The organism is Propionicimonas sp. (assembly GCF_047606205.1).
Lineage (GTDB): Bacteria > Actinomycetota > Actinomycetes > Propionibacteriales > Propionibacteriaceae > Propionicimonas.
Window position 1 is genome coordinate 1 of the sequence record NZ_JASGES010000164.1, and the last position, 3,274, is coordinate 3,274.

The 3,274-nt window shown below is 71.7% G+C and carries 3 protein-coding genes; 1 reads left to right on the forward strand and 2 read right to left on the reverse strand.

Annotated elements, in window-relative coordinates; genetic code table 11:
• Window positions 1-232: 232 nt before the first annotated feature.
• A complete protein-coding gene (locus QM633_RS10330) occupies window positions 233-895 on the reverse strand; it encodes a response regulator (RefSeq protein ID WP_415153673.1) in 663 nt (220 codons plus the stop codon).
• Window positions 892-2,151, reverse strand: coding sequence for a sensor histidine kinase (locus QM633_RS10335; RefSeq protein WP_415153674.1), 1,260 nt, complete (start codon window positions 2,149-2,151; stop codon window positions 892-894). The genes QM633_RS10330 and QM633_RS10335 overlap by 4 nt, the downstream gene beginning before the upstream one ends.
• A 97-nt stretch (window positions 2,152-2,248) precedes the next feature.
• Here QM633_RS10335 and QM633_RS10340 point away from each other — a divergent pair, with 97 nt between their 5' ends.
• Complete coding sequence (locus tag QM633_RS10340) at window positions 2,249-3,085, forward strand: septum formation family protein (RefSeq protein ID WP_415153675.1); 837 nt, start codon at window positions 2,249-2,251, stop codon at window positions 3,083-3,085.
• Window positions 3,086-3,274: the final 189 nt, after the last annotated feature.

Consider the following 3,274-nt stretch of genomic DNA (forward strand, 5'->3'; position numbering starts at 1 on the left):
CGCCGGCGGGGCCGCCGGCGAAGCCTGCGGCGAGGTCGGCGCCGGCGTGCCCTCGGCACCGTTGCCGCCGGAGCCCTGGTTGAGGTCCTCGGGATTCGCGGGTGTGGTCATGGCTGTCCCTCCTGAGCGATCGACCCTAATGGAGCCCTCGTACCCACGACCAGCCCCGCGCCCTCCGCCTTCACGGCGACGGCCCCCGGCGCCTCCGGGCTCGCCCGGCGCGCGCCCTCGCTCAGCCGCGGCGGACGAGGCCCGTCTCGTACGCGAACAGAACCAGGCCCACCCTGTCCCTGATCTGCAGCTTGGCGAGCAGCCTCGTGATGTGGGTCTTCACCGTGCCCTCGGCCATGTAGAGCGTGCGGGCGATCTCGGCGTTCGTCGCCCCGGCGGCGATCTCCACGAGGACCTCCTGCTCCCTGTCGGTGAGGACGGCCAGCCGCGGGTCGACGCCCTCCGGGCTGGTCGGGAGCGTGGGGACGACGTGGTCGAGCAGCCGGCGCGTCGCGGACGGGGCCATCACCGCCTCACCGGCGGCGACCGTCCGGATCGCGTTGAGCAGGTCGTCGGGACGTGCATCCTTCAGCATGAAGCCGCTCGCCCCTGCCTTCAGAGCGCTGAACACGTACTCGTCGAGATCGAAGGTGGTCAGCACGAGGACGCGGGTCGGCACCCCGGACGCGACGATCCGGCGGGTGGCTTCCACCCCGTCCATCACCGGCATCCGGATGTCCATCAGGACCACATCGGTGGGGATGGCCAGCACCCCGGCCACCGTCTGCGCACCGTCCGCGGCCTCACCGACGACCTGGAGGTCCTCCTCGGCCTCGATCAGCATCCGGAAACCGCTCCGCACCAACTCCTGGTCGTCGGCCAGGAACACCCTGATCGGGATCACCGCATCTCCTCTCCCTGCCCACCGGCCGCCGGCCGGATCGGCAGCACCGCCGTCACCTGGAACCCACCGCTCGGGCGGGCCCTGGTCAGCAGCCGTCCCCCCATGGAGGCCACGCGCTCGTGCATCCCCCTCAGCCCGTGGCCCGGATTCTGCGGCACCACGGACGGGCTCGCGACCCCATTGTCCAGCACGTCGATCGCGATCTCCCGCATCCCGTAGGTGATCGTGACCATTGCCGTCGCCTGTGGCCCGGCGTGCTTGAGGAAGTTGGTCAGCGCCTCCTGCACGACTCGGTACACGGTCAACTCCAGGGCCGGCGGCACCTTCGGCGGCTGGCCGTGGATGGCCAGCTGGACGCGGTCGCTGGTGCGGGCGACGAGGTCCGGAATGTCGGTCAGCCGGGGCGCCGGGGCGAAATCGGCCTGCCGGCCGGGCTCGGGACCCTCCCGCAGCACCCCGAGGATGCGGCGCATCTCGCTGAGCGCCTCGCGTCCGGTCTCCGCGATCGTGGTCAGCGCCTGCGTGGCCGCCTCCGGCTTCTTCGCGGCCAGCGCCTTGCCGCCCTCGGCCTGCACGATCATCACCGACAGCGAGTGGGCGACGATGTCGTGCAGTTCGCGGGCGATCTGCGTCCGCGCCCTCGACTCGGCCAGCCGGGTCTCCTGGTCACGCTCGAGCAGCATGGTCCGGTACCGCTCCTCCGCCACGGCCACCCGGTCCTGGTGCGCCTCGCTCGACTCGCGGACGCGGCGTCCGATCGCGTACGGGGTGATCACCAGGCCCATGCAGACGAACCACGCCAGCGCCAGCCAGATGATCTGGCGCAGGCTCGGGTTGGAGGGGTCGTCGATGATCCAGCGGATCGGGCCGAGCAGCGAACCGATCGCCCCGACCACCAGCACGATCCTGGCCGGCTGTCCGGGGATCCACCGCGCGACGGTGTAGGCGATCACCGGCACGGCGACCAGCGTGGCCATCGGCTGGCCGCTGACGACGAGCTGGACGAGCCCTGCGAACGTCACACCGGCCAGGGCCAGGAACGGCGAGTGGCGCCGCAGCACCAGCGACCCGATCATGAGCAGGGCGCTCGCCAGCGGCACCACCGCGTGCAGGAGTTGGCCGGAGGTGAGGTTCCCGTTGAAGGTCACCACCCCGTAGGGCGAGACCGTCAGCAGGCCGAGGCCGGCCGCGAGCGCGGCGTCCAGCACCCAGTCGTGCCGGGTCGCGCCGGGCGGGAAGAGCAGCTCACGCTTCATCGCTGCCAAGCGTAGGGGGTGGACGGGCAGGCTCGACGGTGCCCGTTACCATGGCGGGAGCGCCGGAGCGGCCGGCGACCGGCACGGGGGGAGTCCGATGCAGCCACGCAGGAGCGGTGCGCGCCTGGCCCTTGCCCTGCTGGCCACCCTGCTGCTGGCCGGCTGTACCGGGTCGGGGACGGCCCCGAGCACCGGTGGTTCGCCCGCAACCTCCGCCACGCCGTCGGCGTCCGCCCTCTCGCACCTGGCCGTCGGCGACTGCACCGGAGACCTCGACCTCAGCGGCGCGGCCATCTCCGACGTGCCCACCGTGCCGTGCACGGGCGACCACCACTGGGAGGTGCACGCGGTCGTGGCGGTCGCGGGCGACACCTATCCCGGCGCGGACGCTCTCACCAGCCGGGCCGACACCGCGTGCGCGGCCAGCTTCGTGGAGTACGTCGGCGTCGAGCCCGCCTACAGCCGCTTCACCTCCGCCTACCTCACCGGGGACGAGAACGCCTGGGCCGCGCCGGAGAACCGGGTGATCACCTGTCTGGTCGGCTCGCCGGACAACGAGCTCACCGCCTCCGCCAGGGGCGACACGCTGGTCTTTCCGACGAAGGGGCAGTGCACCGGCCCGCAGGACGTCGCCGCGCAGGCGGTCCGGGTCATCGACTGCTCCCGCAGGCACTACTACGAGGTGTACGCGGCGAAGCAGGTCACCTCGAAGAAGGCCCCGACCGCGGAGGAGGAGCAGAAGCTCTACACCTCGGTGTGCCTGGCCGGCTTCAAGAGCTTCGTCGGGCTCGAGGCCGGCGCCTCGACGTACGAGATCGCCTACTTCCTCGCCGGCGAGGACATCTGGACCAAGGTCGCCGACCATCGCATCGTGTGCAGCGCCGGCTCCCCGAAGGGCGGCATCAAGGGCTCCCTGAAGAGCGCCAAGAAGTAGGGGACGGTTCCTCTCCCGGTCCACCTCGTCCGGCCGGCCATCGCAGCGGACCCAGCGTGAAGAGCGACCAAGAATCGGGGACGGTTCCTCTCTCGGTCCAGATCGTCCGGCCGGCCCTCACAGCGGACCGGAAGAGGAACCGTCCCCACGTGGTCCGTGTCGCACAGCGGACCGGAAGAGGAACCGTCC